The 20,658-nt window shown below is 68.1% G+C and carries 22 protein-coding genes and 1 pseudogene; 18 read left to right on the forward strand and 5 right to left on the reverse strand.

Annotated elements, in window-relative coordinates; genetic code table 11:
* Position 1: 1 nt before the first annotated feature.
* Positions 2–1,459, reverse strand: a complete 1,458-nt coding sequence (locus tag NC4_RS10885) for a DHA2 family efflux MFS transporter permease subunit (protein WP_067535709.1) — start codon at positions 1,457–1,459, stop codon at positions 2–4.
* A 241-nt stretch (positions 1,460–1,700) separates the two neighbouring features.
* Between NC4_RS10885 and NC4_RS10890 the strand changes: the two genes are divergently transcribed.
* Genes NC4_RS10890 through asnB form a run of 5 tightly spaced genes read left to right on the forward strand, consistent with a single transcriptional unit; the run spans position 1,701 to position 6,352 of the window.
* Complete coding sequence (locus NC4_RS10890; protein ID WP_169814771.1) at positions 1,701–2,726, forward strand: pyridoxal-phosphate dependent enzyme; 1,026 nt, start codon at positions 1,701–1,703, stop codon at positions 2,724–2,726.
* 13 nt (positions 2,727–2,739) lie between these two features.
* The gene (epsC, locus tag NC4_RS10895; protein ID WP_067535712.1) at positions 2,740–3,318 is read left to right on the forward strand and encodes a serine O-acetyltransferase EpsC; all 579 of its coding nucleotides are present in this window, start codon (positions 2,740–2,742) and stop codon (positions 3,316–3,318) included.
* Positions 3,275–3,853 (forward strand): cupin domain-containing protein, encoded by a 579-nt coding sequence (locus NC4_RS10900; protein ID WP_157554497.1) that lies wholly within the window; start codon positions 3,275–3,277, stop codon positions 3,851–3,853. The genes epsC and NC4_RS10900 overlap by 44 nt, the downstream gene beginning before the upstream one ends.
* A gap of 29 nt (positions 3,854–3,882) precedes the next feature.
* Positions 3,883–4,494: a mycothiol-dependent nitroreductase Rv2466c family protein gene (locus tag NC4_RS10905; RefSeq protein ID WP_067535718.1), complete on the forward strand. Its 612-nt coding sequence runs from the start codon at positions 3,883–3,885 to the stop codon at positions 4,492–4,494.
* Between the two features lie 16 nt (positions 4,495–4,510).
* Positions 4,511–6,352 carry an asparagine synthase (glutamine-hydrolyzing) gene (gene asnB, locus NC4_RS10910; RefSeq protein ID WP_067535721.1) on the forward strand — a complete coding sequence of 614 codons (1,842 nt, stop codon included), beginning with the start codon at positions 4,511–4,513 and terminating at the stop codon, positions 6,350–6,352.
* Positions 6,353–6,380: 28 nt separating this feature from the next.
* Here asnB and NC4_RS10915 read toward each other — a convergent pair whose 3' ends face one another.
* Genes NC4_RS10915 through NC4_RS10925 form a run of 3 tightly spaced genes read right to left on the reverse strand, consistent with a single transcriptional unit; the run spans position 6,381 to position 8,416 of the window.
* On the reverse strand, positions 6,381–7,085 hold the full coding sequence (locus NC4_RS10915) for a FadR/GntR family transcriptional regulator (protein ID WP_067535724.1): 705 nt from the start codon (positions 7,083–7,085) through the stop codon (positions 6,381–6,383).
* Positions 7,086–7,143: 58 nt separating this feature from the next.
* Positions 7,144–7,962 (reverse strand): metal-dependent transcriptional regulator, encoded by an 819-nt coding sequence (locus NC4_RS10920; protein ID WP_067535726.1) that lies wholly within the window; start codon positions 7,960–7,962, stop codon positions 7,144–7,146.
* 34 nt (positions 7,963–7,996) lie between these two features.
* Positions 7,997–8,416 (reverse strand): MerR family transcriptional regulator, encoded by a 420-nt coding sequence (locus tag NC4_RS10925; protein WP_067535729.1) that lies wholly within the window; start codon positions 8,414–8,416, stop codon positions 7,997–7,999.
* A 139-nt stretch (positions 8,417–8,555) separates the two neighbouring features.
* On the opposite strand from NC4_RS10925, the pseudogene NC4_RS45280 reads away from it, so the two are divergent.
* The 3 genes and pseudogenes from NC4_RS45280 to NC4_RS10935 all read left to right on the forward strand — a co-directional run.
* Positions 8,556–10,451: pseudogene (locus tag NC4_RS45280) on the forward strand (PEP/pyruvate-binding domain-containing protein); the annotation flags it as partial.
* A gap of 120 nt (positions 10,452–10,571) precedes the next feature.
* The gene (locus NC4_RS42405) at positions 10,572–11,090 is read left to right on the forward strand and encodes a PEP-utilizing enzyme (protein WP_245721623.1); all 519 of its coding nucleotides are present in this window, start codon (positions 10,572–10,574) and stop codon (positions 11,088–11,090) included.
* Positions 11,087–11,767, forward strand: coding sequence for a tyrosine-protein phosphatase (locus tag NC4_RS10935; protein WP_067535732.1), 681 nt, complete (start codon positions 11,087–11,089; stop codon positions 11,765–11,767). The genes NC4_RS42405 and NC4_RS10935 overlap by 4 nt, the downstream gene beginning before the upstream one ends.
* A gap of 34 nt (positions 11,768–11,801) precedes the next feature.
* On the opposite strand, the gene NC4_RS10940 is transcribed toward NC4_RS10935, so the two are convergent.
* Positions 11,802–12,350 carry a Uma2 family endonuclease gene (locus NC4_RS10940; protein WP_067535735.1) on the reverse strand — a complete coding sequence of 183 codons (549 nt, stop codon included), beginning with the start codon at positions 12,348–12,350 and terminating at the stop codon, positions 11,802–11,804.
* Between the two features lie 136 nt (positions 12,351–12,486).
* On the opposite strand from NC4_RS10940, the gene NC4_RS10945 reads away from it, so the two are divergent.
* The 10 genes from NC4_RS10945 to NC4_RS10985 all read left to right on the forward strand — a co-directional run bounded on the left by NC4_RS10945 (position 12,487) and on the right by NC4_RS10985 (position 20,638).
* The gene (locus NC4_RS10945) at positions 12,487–13,128 is read left to right on the forward strand and encodes a TetR/AcrR family transcriptional regulator (protein WP_067535738.1); all 642 of its coding nucleotides are present in this window, start codon (positions 12,487–12,489) and stop codon (positions 13,126–13,128) included.
* 12 nt (positions 13,129–13,140) lie between these two features.
* Positions 13,141–14,721 (forward strand): MDR family MFS transporter, encoded by a 1,581-nt coding sequence (locus tag NC4_RS10950; RefSeq protein ID WP_067535741.1) that lies wholly within the window; start codon positions 13,141–13,143, stop codon positions 14,719–14,721.
* A 67-nt stretch (positions 14,722–14,788) separates the two neighbouring features.
* On the forward strand, positions 14,789–15,154 hold the full coding sequence (locus tag NC4_RS10955) for a GntR family transcriptional regulator (protein ID WP_067535744.1): 366 nt from the start codon (positions 14,789–14,791) through the stop codon (positions 15,152–15,154).
* Positions 15,151–16,047, forward strand: coding sequence for an ATP-binding cassette domain-containing protein (locus tag NC4_RS10960; protein WP_067535746.1), 897 nt, complete (start codon positions 15,151–15,153; stop codon positions 16,045–16,047). Before NC4_RS10955 ends, NC4_RS10960 begins: the two co-directional genes overlap by 4 nt.
* On the forward strand, positions 16,044–16,259 hold the full coding sequence (locus NC4_RS10965; RefSeq protein WP_067535748.1) for a hypothetical protein: 216 nt from the start codon (positions 16,044–16,046) through the stop codon (positions 16,257–16,259). Before NC4_RS10960 ends, NC4_RS10965 begins: the two co-directional genes overlap by 4 nt.
* On the forward strand, positions 16,244–16,786 hold the full coding sequence (locus tag NC4_RS10970) for a hypothetical protein (protein ID WP_157554501.1): 543 nt from the start codon (positions 16,244–16,246) through the stop codon (positions 16,784–16,786). The genes NC4_RS10965 and NC4_RS10970 overlap by 16 nt, the downstream gene beginning before the upstream one ends.
* 208 nt (positions 16,787–16,994) lie before the next feature.
* A complete protein-coding gene (locus tag NC4_RS10975) occupies positions 16,995–18,086 on the forward strand; it encodes an ROK family protein (protein ID WP_067535754.1) in 1,092 nt (363 codons plus the stop codon).
* Positions 18,087–18,113: 27 nt separating this feature from the next.
* Complete coding sequence (locus tag NC4_RS10980) at positions 18,114–19,628, forward strand: sugar ABC transporter ATP-binding protein (RefSeq protein WP_218020984.1); 1,515 nt, start codon at positions 18,114–18,116, stop codon at positions 19,626–19,628.
* Positions 19,625–19,915 carry a hypothetical protein gene (locus NC4_RS41510; RefSeq protein ID WP_218020986.1) on the forward strand — a complete coding sequence of 97 codons (291 nt, stop codon included), beginning with the start codon at positions 19,625–19,627 and terminating at the stop codon, positions 19,913–19,915. Before NC4_RS10980 ends, NC4_RS41510 begins: the two co-directional genes overlap by 4 nt.
* Positions 19,916–20,638, forward strand: a complete 723-nt coding sequence (locus NC4_RS10985) for an ABC transporter permease (protein WP_218020987.1) — start codon at positions 19,916–19,918, stop codon at positions 20,636–20,638.
* The last annotated feature ends 20 nt before the right edge of the window (positions 20,639–20,658 follow it).

Raw genomic sequence — 20,658 nt, forward strand, 5'->3', positions numbered from 1 at the left:
CTCACCGGGAACCGCCCGCCTCGGCCGCCGGTTCCCGGACCTGGACCACCACCGGCGTCCGGCCGGACCGCGGTAGCGCGATGGCCCCGACCGCCGCGGCCGCCGCCACACAGCCGCCCGAGACCAGGAATGCCGCGTCGTACCCGGTCACCAGCGCCTCCGCCCCGGCGGCCCGGCCCGCCGTCACCGCCGCCGCGACGGCGCTCATGACCGCCAGCCCGACCGCTCCGCTGTTCTGCCGCACCGTATTCAGCACCGCCGCCGCCACCCCGCTGTGCGTGGCCGCGACCCCGCTCGTCGCGACAACGGTCAGGGGAGTGAACGCCGAGGCGGTGCCGAACCCGAACACCACGCTCGGCACGGCGACCGTCCATATATAGGAGCCATCGGTGTCCAGCAGTACGGCCAGCGCGAGGAAGCCGAGCGCCCCGATCACGCAGCCGAGCACCGCGGCGCGCCGGGGTCCGAGCCGCACGGTGAGCGGTCCGGCCGCCTTGGCAGCGGCGAACATGGCCAGCCCCGCGGGCAGGAAACCCGCGCCCGCGGCGAGCGGGCCGAAGCCGTGCACATATTGCAGGGCAAAGGAAATGAAGACCGGCGCACCGAAGAACCCCAGGCCGAGCAGGAACATCACCACATTGGCGCTGCCGACCGCGCGGGCTTTGAACAGCTGCAACGGCACCAGCGGATCGGCCGCCCACCGCGCCTGATGGGCCAGGAACGCCGCGCCGAGCGCCACCCCGGCGAGCAGGGGACCGGCGACCAGCGGTGCGGTCCAGCTCGCGGACTGGGATTCCATGACCGCGTACACGATTCCGGTCAGTCCGGCCGTGGCCAGCAGCGCGCCGACGATATCCAGCCGTGGTCCCGCCCCGGACCGCGTCGCGCGGGGCAGCAGCCGCACCGTGCCGACCATGGCGATCAGGCCGAGCAGCACATTCACGAAGAACACCCAGCGCCAGCTGCCCAGCTGCGTGAGCACCCCGCCCGCGATCGGGCCGGAGGCCGCACCCACCGCCCCGACCGCGCTCCAGGTGCTCAGGGCCCTGGCGCGCCGCGCGCCCTCGGTGAACGTGCTGGTGAGCAGGGACAGGATGGTCGGCATGAGCAGTGCGCCACCGAATCCCTGCACGGCCCGCGCCGCCAGCAGCACCGGCGCCGCCGGGGCCAGCCCGGCCGCCAGGCTGGCCGCGGTGAACAAGCCCATGCCCGCCAGCAGGATCCGGCGCAGCCCGAACACGTCCGCGCAGCGCCCGCCGAGCAGTAGCGCACCGGCGAAGGCGAGGGTGTAGGCATTGACGGTCCAGGGCAGCGTGCTCGTCCCGAAGCCCAGTTCGCTCCGAATCCGGGGCAGCACAACCGAAACGATCGTCGCGTCCAGCACCACGACAAACGAACCGAGACAGGCGAGCGCCATGATGAGCCGATCGTGGCGGGGGTCGGTCGACTGCGTGTCCATGGCTGTGCGCCGCCCTTCTCTCGCTGACTTGGTTAGGGTCACCTTGCCTCCTCAACCCGAGTTGAGGTCATACTGGCAGATGTTCAAACATCTGATGTTCGACAGAGCGGTTGTTTACTGCTAACCTCAAAGACGTTCCGCGCGCGCGATATTCGATTGATCCCGCCGACTGCCGGAACCATCTCCCTCTGCCGAAATCCCCGCGCCCTGTGTGTGGCGTGCCGGGGAAAGGACGACGAACGTGACCGAAACCTTCCAGTCCGACATCGAGCTATCCGTTGCCGATCCACTCACCGAGCCCCCCGATCGGACGGTGGCGCTGACCCGATACCCCAGGCTGCGGGAGTTCGCGGCCCGGCTGGGCGACACCCCGCTGGTGGAAGTCCCCGGCCCGCCGAGTGGGGCCCGGGTCATGGCGAAGTACGAGTTCACCAATCCGTTCGGCTCGGTCAAGGACCGCACCGCCTTCGCGCTGGTGTGCCGGGCCATTGCCGCGCATACCGGGCCCGAACCGCTGCGACTGCTCGACGCCTCGGCCGGGAATATGGCTCGCGCGCTGGCCGGACTGGGTGAACTCGCCGGGATCCCCATGCGCCTGGTGGTACCGGCCGTCATTCCGCCGAGCCTGTTGCAAGCCATCGAAAAGACCGGCGCCGAAGTGGAACTCGCCGATCCGGCGGGCGGCCTGCTCGGCATGATCAAGGTGTGCGAGGGCATCGCCGCCGGTGATCAGGGCCTGACGCCGCTGGTGCAGCACCGCAATATGGCCAATATCGCCGCGCACGAATTCGGCACCGGCGCAGAGATTCTCCGGCAGTTAGGCGAGGCCCGCCCGGCCGCCTGGGTGGGCGCCATCGGCACCGGCGGCACCCTGGCGGGGGTGTATCGCGCCCTGCGCGACCGCGCGCCCGAGCTGATCGTCGCCGGGGTGACGCCCTCGGAAATGCCCTACGGCACCGATCGCGCACCGCACTCCGAACCGCGCTTCGCCGGTGCGGGCGGCTTCGGCAACGGCTTGCGCCAGCCGTTCGTGGAGACCCAATTGCCCGATGCCGGGCACTATTACGTCACCTATGCCGAGGCGCTGCAGGGCATGCTCGAATATCGCAGGCAGACCGGCACATCCATCGGCGCTTCGGCGGCGGCTGCCTGGCTGAGTGCGAAAAAGGTCGCCGCGCAGCTCGATCCGGACCAGATCGTGGTCACCCTGTTCGCCGATGCGGGCCCGGAAGAGGACTGGCAGCGAGCCGAACAGTCGGCGTCCTGACGTGCGGCGAGTCATGGCGCGCCTGCGCGAGGACATTGCCACCGCCACCGCCCGCGACCCCTCCATCAAATCCGGCCCGGAGGCCCTGTGCCATCCGGGACTGGGCGCGGTCTGGTGCCACCGGATCGCACACCGGCTCCATCTGCGCGGCCACCGGATCGCCGCGCGCCTGCTGTCCAATATCGCGAAAGCCCTGACCGGCGTGGAGATCCACCCCGGCGCGCGGATCGGCAGGCGGTTCTTCATCGACCACGGGGACGGCGTGGTGATCGGCGAGACGACCGTAATCGGCGACGACGTCACCCTCTACCAGCAGGTCACGCTGGGGGCCATCGGGTTCTGGCGGGACAATGCCCGGCCCGACGGCGAGGCCCGGCATCCGCGGCTGGGTGACCGCGTGGTCATCGGCGCCAAGGCGACGGTGCTCGGTCCCGTGACCATCGGGGACGGCGTCACGGTCCCCGCCCACAGTCTGGTGCTCACCCCCATCGAATCCGGACAGAGATTCCACCGCAGCCGTGTGGACGGCCTCGAGACAGGAACTGAGAATGGGCAACGAACTCATGGCGAGCATTCGCTTCGGCGAGGATGAACTGCGCGGCCGGGTGGCCCGGTTCGCCGAACTCGTCGGCACCGACGGCGGCGCGCCGGATGCCGCCCTGGACCGGTGCGCGCGAGTCATGTTGAACGTCATCGGCTTCCGGCCACCGGAGCGCACCACCGACGATGAACGGGTCATCTCCCCGATCGGGGCCAAGAGCTCCGGGAACGCGCCGATCAATATTGCCGAGGGCCTCAATATGGCCTACATCCGGACCCGGCCGGGCAATGGCACCATCCTGCACAACCACGACACCAACGAGACGTTCATCCCGATCAGCGGCAGCTGGCGATTCCGGATCAATGACGAGGACGACCTGTATGTCGACCTCGGGCCGTTCGACGTCATCTCGCTGCCCGCCGGTCTGCAGCGGCGGTTCACCAATCTGGCCAGCGATTCGGGCCGGGACGAGGAGAGCCTGATGATCGTCATCGTGGCCGGTGACCGGCCGAAATCCGTTATCTACCCCGAGGTGCTCGAGGCCGCCCGCGCCGAGGGCAGCTACACCCCGGCCGCCTTCGCCTGAGGGCGGCCGAATTCATAAGGGACACGATCATGAACGACACCCCCGTCCGGGCCGATCTCTGGTTCGACCCGATCTGCCCGTGGGCCTGGGTCACCTCGCGGTGGCTGCTCGAGGCCGCCGGAGTCCGCGATATCGACCTGCGCTTCCACGTGATGAGCCTGTCGGTGCTCAACGAGGGCAATACCCTGCCCGAGCAGTACGAGGTCATGATGCGCGAGGGCTGGTATCTCTCCCGCGTGCTCACCGCCGCCGTGCAGGGGCACGGCGAGAAGGTGCTCGAACCGCTGTACACCGCCATGGGCACGCGCATCCACACCGGCGGTGACGCGAACTATCGCGCGGTCATCGCCCAGGCGCTGGAGGCCGTCGGCCTGCCCGCCGAACTGGCGCTGGCCGGATCGGACAGCGCCCTGGATGCCGCGATCCGCGAAAGCCACAGTGCGGGAATGGCTTCCGTCGGATCCGAGGTTGGCACCCCGATCGTGCGCATCGACGGCAAGGCCTGCTTCGGGCCGGTGCTGTCGCGCATTCCGCGCGGCGAACAGGCGGGCCGGATCTTCGAGGGCGCTCGGCTGCTCACCGGTTTCGAGCACTTCTTCGAGCTGAAGCGGAGCCGCACCGAAGAACCCGCGTTCGACTGACTATCTGGGAGAGACAATGTGCGGAATCACCGGCTGGATCTCGTTCGAGGACGATCTGCGTAACCACCGCCCGGAACTCGATGCCATGACCGCCACCATGTGCTGCCGCGGACCCGATGCGGGCGGCGTCTGGTCGAGCCGCGAGGCCGGACTGGGGCACCGCAGGCTCGCGGTGATCGACCTGCCCGGCGGTGCGCAGCCCATGACGGCCGACACCCCCGGCGGCCCGGTCGTCCTGGTATACAGCGGCGAGGCCTACAACTTCGCCGAACTCCGAAAGGAATTGGAGGACAAGGGACATCGGTTCCGCACCGACAGCGATACCGAGGTGGTCCTGCGCGGCTACCTGGAATGGGAAGTCGCGGTCGCGGAACGGCTCAACGGCATGTACGCCTTCGCCGTCTGGGACTCCCGCACTCGCAAACTGGTGCTCATCCGGGACCGAATGGGGGTGAAACCCCTGTACTACCAACGGGTTCGGGGCGGGCTGCTGTTCGGTTCGGAGCCCAAGGCCATTCTGGCCAACCCGCTGGCGACCCGGACCGTCGACGCCGACGGGCTGCGCGAGCTGATCGCGTTCACCAAGGCGCCGGGCTGGTCGCTGTGGAAGGACATGGCCGAGGTCGAACCGGGCACCATCCTGACCTTCGACGCCGATGGGATCCGGTCCCGGACCTACTGGAAGCTCGAGACCATCCCGCACACCGACGACCGGGACACCGCGGTGGCGCGGGTGCGCGAACTGCTGACCGATACCGTGCACCGCCAGCTGGTCTCCGATGTGCCGCGCCGCGTATTGCTCTCGGGCGGACTCGATTCCAGCGCGGTCACCGGGATCGCGGCGGCGCACCTGGCCGGGCGCGGGGAGACGCTGCGCACCTTCTCGGTGGACTATCTCGGCCAGGAGGAGAACTTCCAGCCCGACGAGATGCGCGACACCCCGGATTCGCCGTTCATTCGCGATGTCGTCGACCGGGTCGGTTCGGCGCACGACGATGTGATGCTCGATCCCGCCCAGCTCACCGATCCGACCGTGCGCCGGGCCTGTGTGGCGGCGCGCGATATGCCCTCCGGGCTGGGCGACGTCGACACCTCGCTGTACCTGCTGTTCAAGGCCATTCGGCAGCAGTCGACGGTGGCCCTGTCCGGGGAGGCGGCCGATGAGGTGTTCGGCGGCTATCGCTGGTTCTTCGAGGAGGAGTCGCGGAACGCGAAGATGTTCCCCTGGTTGGTGTTCCGCAATGCGGTCACCAGCGATCGGGAGGATCTGCTGCGCCCGGACGTGCGGCGGCTGCTCGATGTGCCCGCCTATGCCGCCGACCAGTACGCCACGGCCGTGGCCGCGGTGGAGCAGCTGCCCGAGGCGGACGACTTCGAGCGGCGCATGCGAATCATCAGTCACCTCAAACTGACTCGCTGGGTGCGGATCCTGCTGGATCGCAAGGACCGGATGTCCATGGCGGTCGGGCTGGAGGTGCGGGTGCCGTTCTGCGATCACCGGCTCGTCGAATACGTCTACAACACGCCCTGGGCGCTCAAGACCTTCGACGGGCAGGAGAAGAGCCTGCTGCGCCAGGCCGCCCGGCACGTCCTGCCGGACTCGGTCGCCCAGCGGCTCAAGAGCCCGTATCCGTCCACGCAGGATCCGGGCTACGCCGTGGCGCTCCAGTCGCAGGCGAAAGAGGTACTCGTCGAAAGCGATTCACCGGTATTCCAACTGGTGAGCCGGGATTGGCTGCACGAGGCCGTGCAGGCCGACGCCGCCACCCTCAGCGGGCAGACCCGGCACGGACTGGATCGCGTGCTCGATATGTATCACTGGTTCGATCTGTATTCGCCACAGCTGCGGCTGGATTGACGAACCGGCCCGGGCCGGGCGGCGCGCCTTACACTTCCTCGGCGCGGTTCTGCACTTCTGTCAGCAGTGCGACCGCGGCGTCGATAATCTGGGCGACCGCCTGCTCGGCCCGGTCTCCGTCACCCGCGGTGATCGCATCGGCGAGTTTGTCGTGGTCCGGAAAATCGATGTGCTCACGGCGCAATTCGGCCGTCACCGCCGCCACGCCCACACTCAGCGCGTAGCTGAGCCCCTCCCACAATTCGATGAGGACGGAATTGTGCGTGGCGGCGATGATCGCGCCGTGGAATTCGTGATCGGCGGCGAGGAACGCTTGCTCGTCGCCCGCCGCGCGGGCGGCGTGCTGATTGGCCAGGGCAGTGGTAATTCGGGCCAGGTCCGCCTCGGTCCGCCGGGTGGCCGCGGCCCGGGCCGCCTGGCGTTCGATGCTGTTGCGTACCTCGAGAATCTCCAGCACATTCGCGGCCTTGGTGCGCCGCAACAGGGCCGCGGACAAACCGTGGCGGGCGCGGACATAGGTGCCGTCGCCGCGGCGGGGTTCGAGCAGCCCGGCATGCTCGAGGGCGCGCACGGCCTCGCGGACGGTGCTGCGCCCGACGCCGAGTTGCTCGACCAACTCTTGTTCGGGGGGAATTCGAGAACCCACCGGCCATTCGCCGCTTTCGATCATCTCCTCGAACTGTTCCACCACCGTGGAGGAAAGACGCGCCGTGTTGGCAGCCCGAAGTGGCATGTGGAACTCCTCGGTCCAGAAACGGCGGAATATCAGCCCAGAAGATTGGTATGACGTATTAATACCCGCTGAATATTACATGACGCAATGTGTTTCGCCTACATTCGCCTCGGGTGTTCTGGACCGCAGCGGCGGACATGCTCGCATTGTGTTTGCGCGCCAAGGTGTTCGGTTCCGCGCCGCCGATCGGATCGCAGACGATGAGCATGGCCGCCTGGCGGGCGCTCAGCACCACGTTCACCCCGGCGAGGTCGATCACATGGCCGGAGGCGGGAGTGAGGGTCAGCAGTGCGCCCGGAGTGAGCCCGGCGGCCAGCAACTTTCGCAGGAAGACGGCATCGTCCTGGATGCGCTCGCTGATCCGGTACAGCTGCACCACCTGGCGGCCGCTGCGCCCGGCCTTCGAAAGCGTCTGTATCGCACGGGGTACGGGCGGCGCGGGGGCATCGGTCACGCCGAGTTCGGCCAGACCCGGAATCGGCGCGCCGTACGGGCAGTGGCGCGGCCTGCCGCACAGCTCGAAGATGCGGCGTCCGGCATCGGCGGAGATCACGTGCTCCCAGCGGCACGCCTCGGCGTGCACCCGCGTCCAGTCCAGCCCGATCACGCGGTGCAGCAGGACCTCCGCGAGCCGGTGCTTGCACATGACCCGCACCGCGAGGCGTTTGCCCTCCGGCGAGAGTTTCAGATGCCGATTGAGGGTGACCACCAGCAGACCCTCGCGCTGCAGGCGGGCCACGGTCTGGCTCACCGTCGGCGCGGTGTGCCCGAGCCGTTCGGCAATGCGGGCGCGCAGCGGGACGACGCCGTCCTCCTCCAATTCGTAGGCTGCCTTGAGGTACATCTCGGTGGTATCGACGAGGCCTTGGACGGTCATTCGCCAGAGTCTGGCTGCTCAACCCGACTCGAGGTCAAGCGCAGCTGGTGTCGGAATCCGGTTCGGCGCCGGGCAATTCGACGGTGGAGCGGAACTCCGGGCACTGCTCGAGGGCGTTCTCGCGCTGGCATTCCAGCAGATGGGTGAGGTAGGCGCGGGTGGTGGCCAGCTTGCGCAGCTGGGAATCCACTGCATCGATGCGCGCCGCCACGGTATCGCGCCAGTCGTGGGTCGCGGTGCGGCCCGCCAGCACGGTGGCGATCTCGTCCAGGCTGAGCTGCCCGGTATCGCGCCACAGCTGGATCAGGGCGATCCGATACAGCTGATCGCGGTCGTAGTAGCGCCAGCCGGAGCGGCGGTGCGGTGTGATCAGCCCTCGGCGGTCCCAGTAGTGCAGCGTCGAAACAGGCAGGTCGAACCGGGTGGTGACGTCCCTGATCGAGGTGTACTCCATCGCGTCATTTGAACTCAACCCAGGTTGAGAAAGCAAGCTGAGGCTAATCAAACACTTACGGGAGGTAATGGACGTGACGATCGACGACATCGACCGGACGGCCCCCGCTGTCCTCGGCCTTGCCGCGGTCGGAAACGACATGCGGGAGCTGGCGGGCGGTAAGGCCGCGAACCTCGCGGATATGCTCGCGGCCAGATTTCCGGTGCCCGGCGGGTTCTGCGTGACGACGGCCGCCTACCGGGCGGCGGTATCGGCGGACGAACTGCTCGACGCCATCGCGCGGACACCGGCCGAGGATGCCGAACGGCTGGGCGAGCTCGCCGGGCAGCTGCGGGAATTCATCCTCGCCGCGCCCATGCCGCCCGGCTTGGAAGGCGCCATTGTCTAAGCCTACGAACAGCTTTCGGGTCCGGAATGGGTCGCGGTCGCGGTGCGGTCGCCGTCCACCGCCGAGGATATGCCCGATGCCTCGTTCGCCGGGCAGTACGACACCTACCTCAATGTGGTCGGCGCCCAGGATGTGCTGGCCGCGGTACGCCAATGCTGGGCGTCGCTGTGGTCGGAGCGGGCGACGCGATACCGGGCGGCGCACGACGCCGACCACGCCCCGGCCATCGCGGTGGTGGTGCAGCGCATGGTCGACGCGGCCAGTGCCGGAGTGCTGTACACCGCGAATCCGGTGACCAGCAAGCGTTCCGAGATTCTGGTCGAGGCCACGCCCGGGCTCGGGGAAGCGGTCGTCTCCGGGACCGTCACACCCGACCACTACCGGCTGAGCGTGGACGGCGAGCCCCTGGAAGCCCCGGCGGACGGCTGCCTGACCGCGCCGCAGCAGGCCGAACTGGTGGCCATGGGGCGGAAACTGGAGCGGCACTTCGGTGTTCCGCAGGATGTCGAGTGGGCGTTCAATGGTGACGGCGAACTGTGGCTGACGCAGTCCCGGCCGATCACCACCTTGTTCCCGGTGCCGGTGTCCAGTCATGCCACCCCGCGCGCGTACTGGTCGGTCAATGTCTATCAGGGCATCAGCCAGCCGTTCACGCCCATGGGCGCGGATATGATTCGCGAACGCCAGCGCGGCATGGCGAATTACATGGGCACGCTGGGGTTCTCGGCCTTCATCACCGATGTGGACGGGTGGCTGTTCTGGGACATCACCGACGGGGTGCGGAGTCCGGCCAAACGGCCGAAGATGGCGGCATTCGTGGACAGCCTCGCCGCGCCGTCCGGCCGCATTGTCGAGCAACTCGGCCGTGACCCGCGATTCCCGACGCTGCTCGCGGATGCGGATGTCGCCGCCCCGCCGCAGCCGCGGCGGCGGCGCTGGGAACGCATGATCCCGGCCTGGCTGTGGCCGGATGCCGCGCGCGCCAAGGTGATTCGGGATACGGAGCGGCGCCTGCGCGCCTTCGCCGGTCCGGTCGAGGCGAGTGCCCGGGAACGACTCGCCTTCGTGGAATCGGTGCGCCGCGATGTCTGCCGCATCGAGGCCGATATGCCGCGTGACGCCAATACCGCGGGGCATGTGGGTGCGCAGGTCGCGGGCGACCTGCTGCGCGGCTATGCGGATCAGACCGAGATCAATGCCGTGTTCCGCGGTGTGCCGCACAATCCCACCACCGAAATGGATCTGGTGCTGTGGCAGTTGGCGGGACGCGTCCGTCGCGATGCGGCCGCCTGCCGCCTGCTGCTCGAGACCGCTCCGGACGAGCTGGCCGCCAGGCAGCTGGCGGGCGCGCTGCCCGATATCGTGCAGCGCGGCGTGGCGAGCTTCCTGCGCGACTACGGTTGCCGCGCCACCGCCGAGATCGACTTCGGGGTGCCGCGCTGGTCCGACGATCCGGAGCCGATCTTCGCCATCCTGGCCGACTACCTGCGCGCCACCGATGCGGAGCAGGATGCCGAAGCCCGCTTCGCGGCGGCCGAGGCCGCCGCCGAGGCCACGATCGCGGAACTCGTCGCTCGGGTGCCGAAAACCCGTGCGCCCCAGGCGATGCTGGCCGGATTCCTGCTGCGCCGCTCCCGCGCGCTGCGCGGCCTGCGCGAATTCCCCAAGCTCTGCCTGATGCGCGGCTTCGCCCTGCTGCGGGCGCAGCTGCTGCTCGTGGGCGAGGACATCGTCGCCGCCGGGCGGCTGGACCGCCCGGACGATGTCATGTTCCTCGAACTCGCCGAAGTCCGTGCGGCACTGGACGGCCGGGACTTCCGCGCGCAGGTGGCCGAGCGGCGCGCCATCCACGACTGGGAATCCCGGCGCCTGCGCGTTCCCTCCATCCTGATCTCCGACGGCACCGTGCCCGAACTCGAAACCGGCTCCGCGGCAAGGAATGCCGATCTCACCGGCCTGGCGGCGGCCGCCGGTGCCGTGACCGGCCGGGCGCGCGTCGTCGCCGATCCGACCGGCGCACGGATCGAGCCGGGCGAGATCCTGGTCGCAGCCACCACCGATCCCGGCTGGACCCCGCTGTTCCTCACCGCCGCGGCCCTGGTGACCGAGACCGGCGGCATGATCTCGCACGGCACCACCGTCGCCCGCGAATACGGAATCCCCGCCGTGGTGGGCGTTCCCGATGCCACCCGGCGCATTCGCACCTGCCAGGTGATCACCGTCGACGGCTCCGCGGGAACCATCACCTTCGATGCGGACGACCTACCGGAGGGAGACGACCGATGACCATGATCACCTCGCCGCTCACCGGCGCGTTCAACTTCCGCGACACCGGCGGCGGCCGGATCCGCCGGGGTCGGCTGTTCCGCAGCGACACCCTGCAATCCCTGACCGACACCGACCGCGAACTCCTGATCGAATGGTTCGGCGTCCGTTGCGTTCTCGACCTCCGCTCGGAGACCGAGACCCGCGCCGAAGGCGTGGCGGACCTCCCCGGCATCCGCTACGCCCACGTCCCGCTGCGCACCGTGCAGAGCGGCCGCTCCTCCCGCCTCGAGGACATCTACGTCGACCACCTGCGGAACGACGTCAACCTCCCGCTGGCCATCGAAACCCTGTCCGCCCTGCTCCCACGCCCCACCGTCGTGCACTGCGCCTCCGGCAAGGACCGCACCGGCATCGTCACGGCGATCACCCTGGGCCTGGCCGGTGTCCCCCGCGAAGCGATCATCCGCGACTACCTCCGCAGCGCCGACAGCATGCCCCGCGTCATCGAACGCTTCCGCCACTACCGCCTACCCGAACCCCTGTTCCGCTGCACCGAATCCGCGATCGCCGCCCTCCTCGACACCATCGACCGCGACTTCGGCGGCTTCGCCGGTTGGGCCACCTACGCGGGCCTGTCGAACGCCGCCATCCTCCGCCTCCGCCGCAGCCTGATCGTCACCATGCCGCCGGGCTAGGACCGCGGTTCGGATCGGACCCCGGTGGCGGGGCTCAGAATTCGGAGTCGATGGTCGATCCGAACGGCTCGGGGAGCGCGATCGGCATGCCGAACGCATGCGGGCCGTCGACCTCGGAGTACCCCAGATCGTGCGGGTCGGTGAACAGTGTCCATTCACGGGATTGCCGATCTACCAACAGGTAGATCGGCGCCCCGTACTGTGCGTACCGCTTGCGCGTCACTTTTCGGTCGGTCTCGGCATTCGACTCCGAAGTCACCTCGACAACCAGCAGGGTTTGCTTCGGCAGGAGGGCACCGGCGCCGTCGGCCAAGGCCGCCGGGATCACCGCCAAGTCCGGGATGAACCAATTCGGGGAGCCGGGTAGATCGAGGTTGCCGGAACCCATGATGCAGTCCAGTTCGTCGACTCTTTCGTCGAGTTGACGACGAATCCGGGCGATCACCTTCTCGTGATCCCACATCGGCGACACCAGTACGATCCGCCCCTCGATGACTTCAGCCCGTTGACCTTCAACGAGTTGCACCGCGTACTTGAGGGCCGCCTCGTGATCCACGCTGTCATAGGCGATCGGTTGCGCCATGACCCGTTCACCACCTTTCGTCCGACCCAGACACATCTCCCCTGGTCACTGGCATTGTATGCGATCGGACCGTGTGACGAGGGCCTCATCAAAATGCAGTTTCTGAAAAATTGCAGTTTCTGCTAAATTTTGGGGCATGGGCATGGGCATGGGCATGGGCGATGGGAAGGACGGGGGGCCGGAGATCGGGCTGCGGGAGCGGAAGAAGCGGCAGACTCGGCTCGATCTGTGTATGGCGGCGCGGCGGTTGACCGTGGAGCGGGGGCTGGACGCGACTACGACCGATGACATCGCGAAGGCGGTGGGGGTGTCGCCGCGGACGTTCTTCAATTATTACGAGACCAAGTTGGATGCGGTGGTCGGGCCGGTGACCGAGATCGGGACGCCGCAGGCGCGGGCGGAGTTCATCGCGGGCGGGCCCAGTGGGGTGCTGATCGATGATCTGATCGCGTTGTTCGCCTCCGACTATGAACCGGAAGACGAAGTGCGCGAGAGCATTGCGCTGGTCGCGGAGATCATCAAGACCGAGGGGCGGGTGCTGGCGGCGTTCTACGCGGCCGGTGCGCGGCACGAGGCCGCCGTGCGGGAATTGCTGTCCGCGCGGCAGGGGGAGGAGGTCTCGGCCGAATTCGCTGGTTTCACCGCAGGACTCATGTCGACGCTGACCACCCGGGCCGCCATGTCGCTGGCCAACGACCCCGACCGGTCCCTGGCCGAGGCGCTGCGGGCGCACTGCGCCATGGCCGCCGAGCTGTTTCGCGAACCCGACAAGAGATGAGGAGTACGACCGATGACCACGACGGCTGATTCGCCGCCTACACCGATTGTCCTTACCCAGAAGCGCATTTGGCTCATTTTCTCCGCGTTGATCGCGGGCATGTTCCTGGCCAGCCTGGATCAGACCATTGTGGGCACCGCCATGCCGACCATTGTGGGCGAGCTGGGCGGCGTCTCCGAAATGGCTTGGACCGCAACGTCGTATCTGCTGGCCACCACCATGGTGATGCCCATCTACGGCAAGTTCGGCGATCTGTTCGGGCGGCGCTGGCTGTTCCTGTTCGCCATCGGCATCTTCACGGCGGCCTCCATCGGCGCGGCGCTGGCGACCGGATTCTGGGAGTTCATCGCCTTCCGCGGCCTGCAGGGCGTCGGCGGCGGCGGTCTGATGATCCTGGCGCAGGCCATTATCGCCGATGTGGTGCCCGCCAAGGATCGCGGTAAGTACATGGCGCCCATGGGCGCGATCTTCGGCATCACCTCGGTGGCCGGACCGCTGCTGGGCGGCTTCTTCGCCGATCACGTCGGCTGGCGCTGGTGCTTCTGGATCAATGTGCCCATCGGGCTCGCGGCCATGGTCATCGCGTTCAAGTACCTGAGCATTCCGAGCCATCGGCCCAAGACCAAGCCGGATTACCTCGGCGTCGTGCTCATGTCGGCGGCGACCACGCTGCTCATTCTCATTACCGACTGGGGCGGCAAGCGCTACGACTGGGATTCCTCGGTCATCCTGTCGATGGCCGCGGCGCTGGTGCTCGTGGTCGGTGTGTTCATCGTGGTGGAATCGCGCGCCGAGGAGCCCACGCTGCCGCTGTGGCTGTTCCGCAACCGGACCTTCGTGCTCACCTCGGCCATCGGCCTGGTGGTCGGCCTGGTCATGTTCGCGGCGCTGGCCTTCATTCCGACCTACCTCCAGATGGCCAGCGGCGCTTCGGCTTCGGTCTCGGGCCTGCTGCTGATCCCCATGATGGTCGGCATGATGGCGACGCTCATCGCCTCCATGGGCGCCATTACCAAGACCGGGCAGTACCGGATCTATCCGCCGATCGGTGCGCTCATCATCAGCGCGGGCATGCTGTGGATGACGCAGTTGAACGCGAACACCCCGATGTGGGTGGTCTCGGCCATGTTGCTCGTCATGGGCGCGGGCCTCGGCCTGATCATGCAGATCATCGTGCTGGTGGTGCAGAACGCGGTCACGCCCGATCAGATCGGCACCGCGACCAGCGCCAACAACTACTTCCGGGAAATGGGCGGCGCCATCGGCGTGGCGATCTTCGGGTCGATCTTCACCAATCGCCTGACCGAAGGGCTCACGGCGGCGGTCGAGGACAACTGGCAGGAGGCGTCGGCGGCCGGGCTGGATCCGAGCGGGCTGGTGCCCTCGGTGGTCAAGCATCTGCCCGAGCAGTTGCACGATGCGATCGTCGGCGCGTACGTCGACGCGCTGGTCCCGGGCTTCTGGTACCTGCTGCCCGGCGTGGCGCTGGCCTTCCCGCTGGCCCTGTTCATCCCGCATCTGAAGCTCTCCGACGAGGCGGGCATGGTCGCGCGCGGCGAGGCGGTGCTGGAGGAGGACCTGCCGAAGGCTTGATCTGATCTCCGAGTAGCTCTATGGTTCATTACATCAGTAATGAACCATAGAGCCGTAGGGGAGTGTCGTGTTCGACGATCGCAGCCCGATCTATCGGCAGATTGCCGAGCGGATCCGGGCGGATGTGCTGCACGGCGCGCTGGAGGAGGACCAGCAGATCATGTCCACTACGCAGTACGCCGAAATGTTCCGGATCAATCCGGCCACGGCGGCCAAGGCCTTTCAGGAACTGGTCACCGAGGGGGTGGTCTACAAGCGCCGGGGCGTGGGCATGTTCGTCGCGCCGGGCGCGCGCGAGCTGCTGGCCGGGCGGCGCCGGGAGCGCTTCTTCGCCGAGATGGTCGATCCGATGATCGCCGAGGCGCGGGCGCTGGGGATTCCGCTGGATCAGGTGATCTCGCGGATTCGCAATGGGGAAGGGGGTTCCCGGTGACCGCCATCGCCATCGAGCGGCTTTCGCTGCGCTATCCGCACACCGGGGCGGACGTCCTGCACGAGGTGTCGCTGCACCTGTCCGAGCCGCGCATTGTCGGGCTGTTCGGCCGCAATGGCGCGGGCAAGACGAGTCTGCTCTCGGTGCTGGCAGCCTTCCGCAAACCCACTGCGGGACAAGTCCTGCTGGATGGTGCGCCGGTCTGGGAGAATTCCGAGAACACCCGGCGGATCTGCTTCATCCGCGGCGGCGGGGACACCGTCGAGCACAATTGGCCCGAGGATCGGGTCGCGGACGCGCTGGCCGTCGCGAATATGCTGCGGCCGAACTGGTCCGCGGAGCGCGCCGCCGAGTTGATCGCGAAATTCGGGCTGCCGCAACGGACCCGGTTGAGCGAGCTGTCCACCGGGCAGCGTTCGGCGCTCGGCGTCGTGCTGGGATTGGCGGCCCGCGCGCCCGTCACCATCTTCGATGAATCGCATCTGGGCATGGACGCACCGTCGCGGCGGATGTTCTACGACGAGCTGCTGCGCGAATATACCGAGAACCCGCGGACATTCATCCTGTCCTCGCATCTCATCGACGAAGTGGGGCCGCTGCTCGAGGATGTGGTGATCCTGCACGAAGGCCGCATTCTGCTGCACGAGGAGGCGGAAACGTTGCGCGGCCAGGGCGCGGCGGTCACCGGTCCGGTCGATCGGGTCGATGCCTTCGTCGCCGGGCTGCGCGTGCTGGATCAGCAGCAGCTGGGCTCGACCAAGCGGGCGACGGTGCACGGTGCGCTGGACGACGGCCATCTCGGCGCAGCCCGCGCCGCAGGGGTCGTCGTTGAGCCACTTGCCTTGCAGGACTTGTTCATTCATCTCACCGCCAGCGAAGGGGACCGGAAATGAACCTGGCGTCCTACTCCATCCGCGACAGTCGCTTCACCATTGCCCGGCATCTGTGGCACAGCAGCGGGGTGCTCGTGCTGTGGGCCGGACTGCTGATCTTCAGCGTGGTGCTGACCCTCGTAGTCAGCCTCGTGCGCGATATCGAGATCAGCGGCTTGAGCGCGGCCGATGCCATTCCCCCTGGTACATGTTCGGCATGGGGATCTACGTGACCGCCGTGTACCTGCCCCTGTATCTCGCACACGGCATCACCCGGCGTGAATTCGGCAAGCAGGCACTGCTTTTCGGGGCAGCACTGGTGACGGCCGGTGCGGCATTGATGACGCTCGGATTCGCGATCGAACGCCTGGTGTACGCGGTCGCGGACTGGCCACAGAAACTGGATTCGGGTGCCCGGGGCTTGTATTCGTCCACCCACCAGTACGGCTGGATGTTCCTCTCGTTCTGGCTCACCTTCGCCGTCTATCTCGCGGTGGGAGCGGCCATTGCCGCGGCCTTCTACCGCCGCGCCTGGGGTGGACTGGGCGGAGTCCTGCTCATTCCGGTGGGATTGCTGCTGATCGCCTCGACCGCGCTGACAGGTATCACCAGCGTGCCGGTCGGGGACCTCGCGAACACCCTCGCCGGTGACGCCGGGCCCGCGGTGACCATTATCGCCTGCGCCGCATCGATTCTGCTGGCGCCCGCCGGGACCTGGGCGCGGGTCCGCGATACGCCGGTGCGCACCGGCGGCGACTGACCTACTTTGTCACGACACAGAACAAACTTTGTGCGAATTCATCGAAAGTCAGGACAGGGAGCGACAAAGAGGCGTTGAATCGCGGTATCCGTAGGAAAGAAGGACCCGATGCGGATCGCGGCTCGACCCGAAAACGCCCACCAGGTACGGCTATTGCGGCTATTGCGGCTGTTGCGGGCCGCAATCGCGGTCGGAGCTCGGGCATCCGATGGAGCTGTCGCGTTCCAAGCTCGCGGTGGAACTCGATCGGCTGGCCGAGCTCGGGTTGGTGGAGGCGGGCGGGCTGGCGGCGTCCAGAGGCGGGCGGCGCTCGGCCATCGCGCGGCTGGCCTCCGGATTGCGGTTCGCCGCGGTGGATATCGGGGCGACCTCCATCGATGTCGCGGTGACCGACGGCGAATTGCGGGTGCTCGGAAAGCTTTCCGAGCCGTGCGATATCCGGCAGGGTCCGGCTGCGGTGCTCGAGCGGGTACTGGATCTGCTCGGCAAGCTGCGGGCAGAGCATGCGCCCGACGGGCGTTTGCACGGGGCCGGAATCGGGGTGCCCGGGCCGGTGAGTTTCCGCGACGGCATTCCGGTGACACCGCCCATCATGCCCGGGTGGCATCGATTTCCGGTGCGCGAGGCGGTCGCGCAGGAGCTCGGGTGCCTGGTGCTGGTCGACAATGACGTCAACATCATGGCGCTGGGCGAAATACACGCCGGGTCGGCGCATTCGGTCGATGATTTCCTGCTCGTCAAGGTCGGGACCGGGGTCGGCTGCGGAATCGTCGTGGGCGGCGGCATCTATCGAGGGGTATCCGGGAGCGCCGGGGATATCGGGCATATCCGGATCAACGATGACGGGCCCGTATGCGCCTGCGGCAATGCCGGTTGCCTGGAGGCGTATGCGGGCGGGGCGGCGCTGGCGCGGGAGGCGACGGCCACGGCGCGGGTTGGGCGGTCGGCCTTCCTCGCCGAGCGGCTGGCCGCCGCGGGGACGCTGAGCGCCGCCGATCTCGCCGATGCCGCGGCGGCCGGAGATCCGGTGGCGGTGGCCATGATTCGCGAGGCGGGCGGGCATCTGGGCACGGTGCTGGCGGGTCTGGTCAGCTTCTTCAATCCCGGGTTGGTGGTGATCGCCGGGGGCGTCACCGGCTTCGGGCATCCGCTGCTCGCGGAGATCCGCAGCGTCGTCTACCGGCGGTCGCTGCCGCTGGCCACCGGCAATCTGCCGATCGTGCTGTCCGAACTCGCCGGGGTCGGCGGGCTGATCGGCGCGGCCCGGCTCATCAGCGATCACGTTTTCAGCGTCGCCTGATTCGTGGCGTCGGCGAGGAGACCGGCCATGGACACCGTGCTCACCACGGAGACCGTGCTCGAAATGCACGGCATCGTCAAGGAATTCCCGGGTGTGCGGGCCTTGGACCACGTCGATCTGGAGGTGCGGGCGGGGGAGGTGCATTGCCTGCTCGGGCAGAACGGGGCCGGGAAGTCGACCTTGATCAAGGTGCTGTCCGGGGCGCATCAGCCCGACGAGGGCGAAATGCGTTGGCGCGGTGCACCGGTGCGATTGTCCGGACCGGCGGCGGCGACGCGGCTGGGGATCGCCACGATCTATCAGGAACTGGATCTGTGCGATGGGCTGAGCATTGCGGAGAACATCTATCTGGGGCACGAGTTCTCGCGTGCCGGGTTCACTCGCCGCACCCCGGCCGCTCGGGCCGCCACCGAATTGCTCGGCAGGCTGGGGCATGCCGAGTTGCGGCCGGATGCGGCCGTCGGGTCCTTGCCCGCCGCGGCCAAGCAGGTGGTGAGCATTGCGCGGGCGCTCTTGCACGACGCGCGGCTGATCGTCATGGACGAGCCCTCGGCGGCGCTGGGCAATGACGAGGTGGCCAATCTGTTCCGGATCATCGGGCAGCTGCGGGCCGAAGGTGTTGCGGTCGTTTATATTTCGCTTCGGCTGGAGGAGATCCGGGCGATCGGCGATCGGATCACCGTGCTCAAGGACGGGCGCACCGTCGCCGCGGGGCTGCCCGCGCGCACGACCGGCACCGCGCAGGTGGTGTCGCTCATGACCGGGCGCGGTGATCTGCAAGCGGCGGCTCGCTCGGCTTCCGTGGCGGGCGAGCCTGTGCTGCGGGTCGAGGGCCTGGCCCTGGCGGGGCGGTTCCACGATATGTCGTTCACGGTGCGCGCCGGGGAGATCGTAGGACTGGCCGGGCTGGTCGGCTCGGGGCGGTCGGAAGTGCTGGAGACCATTTACGGTGCGCGGCGGGCGTCGGCCGGACAGGTGCTTGTCGACGGGCGGCGGATCCGGTCCGGCAGTATCCGCGCCGCCGTCGCCGCCGGGCTGGGGCTCGCGCCGGAGGAGCGCAAATCGCAGGCGCTGTTCCTGCTGGAATCGTTGGGGCGCAATATCTCCGCCGCCTCGCTGCCGCGCTATTCGCGGCTGGGCTGGTTCGGCCGGCGGCGCGAACGCGCCGATACCCGCGTCGCGCTGGGCCGGGTCGGGGTGCGCCCGGCCGATCCCGCGCATCCGGTGCGGGAATTGTCCGGCGGCAACCAGCAGAAGGCCGTGCTGGCGCGCTGGCTGCTCGACGATGCCCGGGTGCTGCTGCTGGACGAGCCGACGCGCGGCGTGGATGTCGGTGCGCGCGCGGATGTCTACGCGCAGATTCGCAGGCTGGCCGAGCAGGGCGTGGCGGTGCTGCTGGTGTCGAGCGATCTGCCGGAACTGCTGGCGCTGTCGGATCGGGTGCTGGTGCTGCGCGACGGCGTGGTGATCCACGCGGCCGCGGCGGCGGAACTCGGCGAACACGACATCATCGCCATGATCATGGAAGGGAGCGCCTTGTGAGCGAGGTGCAGGCGAAAACGGCGGCCCCGCCCGGTGATCGACCGGTGACGGCCGTGCCGGGAAAGGCGCGCCGGGAGATTCGCAAACACGCGACGCTGGTGGCGGCGCTGCTGGCGCTGCTCGCGGTCGGGGCGGTGACCAAGGGCGAGGACTTCCTCAGCACGAGCAATCTGATCACCATCCTGACGCTGGCGTCGGTCATCGGGGTGGTGACCGTCGGGATGACGTTCGTGATCATCGGCGGGGGCATCGATCTGTCGGTGGGCGCGATCATCGCGCTGGCCTAGGTGTGGTGCACGACCACGGCGACGCAGTCCTACGGTGTGGCGGGAATGGTGTTCAGCGCCTTGGCCGTCGGCGCGGCCTGCGGGTTCGTGAACGGCGCGCTCATCGCCTACGGCAAGCTGGTGCCGTTCATCGTGACGCTGGCCATGATGGTGGCCGCGCGCGGGCTGGCCGAGGAGATCTCCGGACGGCAATCGCAATTGGTGACCACCGATCTGCTGGCGCTGGCGCAGGAGCGGGTGCTGGCGATTCCGCTGCTGGTGTACCTGTTCCTCGTCGTGGTGGCCATCGGCTGGATACTGCTGGAGCGCACCACCTTCGGGCGGCGCAGCTTCGCGGTCGGCGGCAATCCGGAGGCGGCCCGGCTGGCGGGCATCGATGTGCGGCGGCACACGCTGCTGCTGTACGTGATCTCCGGGGTGTGCTGCGGTATCGCGGCCATCATGCTCACCGCGCAGACGACCACCGGGGCCAGTACCAACGGCCAGCTCTACGAATTGGACGCCATCGCCGCGGTGGTCATCGGCGGCACGCTGCTCAGCGGCGGATTCGGCACCATTACCGGGTCGATCCTCGGGGTGCTGGTCTTCACCGTCATCGAGGATCTGTTCATTCTCAACAACCTGGCACAACCCATCCAGGCGATCGGCAAGGGCGCGATCATCGTCGCGGTTCTGCTGTTCCAGCGCTTCGGCCGCGCGCGGGCCGTCTCCACTCTCACTTGAGAACTGTTGATGCACAAAGG

Source organism: Nocardia crassostreae (genome assembly GCF_001613405.1).
Lineage (GTDB): Bacteria > Actinomycetota > Actinomycetes > Mycobacteriales > Mycobacteriaceae > Nocardia > Nocardia crassostreae.